The sequence below is a fragment of the Vibrio sp. 2134-1 genome, assembly GCF_033339495.1.
This window is the reverse complement of record NZ_JAWOUS010000241.1, coordinates 1-862: the sequence shown is the minus strand read 5'-3', so window position 1 is coordinate 862 and position 862 is coordinate 1. Positions and strand designations below refer to the sequence as shown.

The 862-nt window shown below is 52.1% G+C and carries 1 protein-coding gene; it reads left to right on the top strand.

The window, feature by feature from the left end:
• Window positions 1-742: bifunctional GNAT family N-acetyltransferase/hotdog fold thioesterase (locus R7R78_RS25200; protein WP_225474512.1), on the top strand; the 742-nt coding region annotated here is incomplete at its 5' end.
• Window positions 743-862: the final 120 nt, after the last annotated feature.

Genomic DNA, 862 nt, shown 5'->3' with positions numbered 1-862 from the left:
ACGTTTGTACATTACTCCGGATAACGATGGCCAAATCCGCTATATGGCGGTGAAAGGCAATCGTCGCAGCAAAGGCATGGGCTCACTGGTGTTGGTCGCGTTGGAATCGCTTGCGCGCCAAGAAGGTGCGAAACGTTTGGTATGTAATGCCCGTGAAGATGCGATTGCGTTTTATGAAAAAAACGGTTTTGAACGTCGTGGTGAGTTGACCGATGAACGCGGTCCGGTCCGTCACCAACAAATGGTGAAGCCGCTTGATCCGATGGCGAATGTGTTACGTCGCCCAGAATGGTGCACGGAATTGCAGCAGCGCTGGGAAGCGCAGATCCCAATTGCGGACAAAATGGGCATCAAAATCAACCAATACACCGGTTATCAGTTCGAATGCAGTGCCCAGCTCAATCCGAATTTGAACCCGCACAATACGATGTTTGCTGGTTCGGCATTTACGTTGGCAACGCTGACGGGATGGGGAATGACGTGGTTACTGCTCAAAGAGCGCGGTTTGCATGGCGATATTGTTCTGGCAGACAGCTCGATTCGTTATCGTCATCCGGTGGAGCAAAATCCGGTGGCGAGTACCTCGCTTGATGGTATCAGTGGTGATTTGGATCGCTTGGCGTCAGGGCGCAAGGCGCGCATTGTCATCCATGTGGTGATTTACAGCGGCGATACGCCTGCGGTTGATTTCGTTGGCACGTACATGCTGTTGCCCAACTATTCGCAGCTACTCAGTTGCTAGTTCTTCTTCGGCTACGACCTCGTTCGTAGCCGGCTCTAACTCTTCTGTTATCTCCTCAACCAGCTCTTCTTCCGGTTGCTCTAGATTCGCCTCTGCAATGCCATGAAAGCTCGGTTCCTC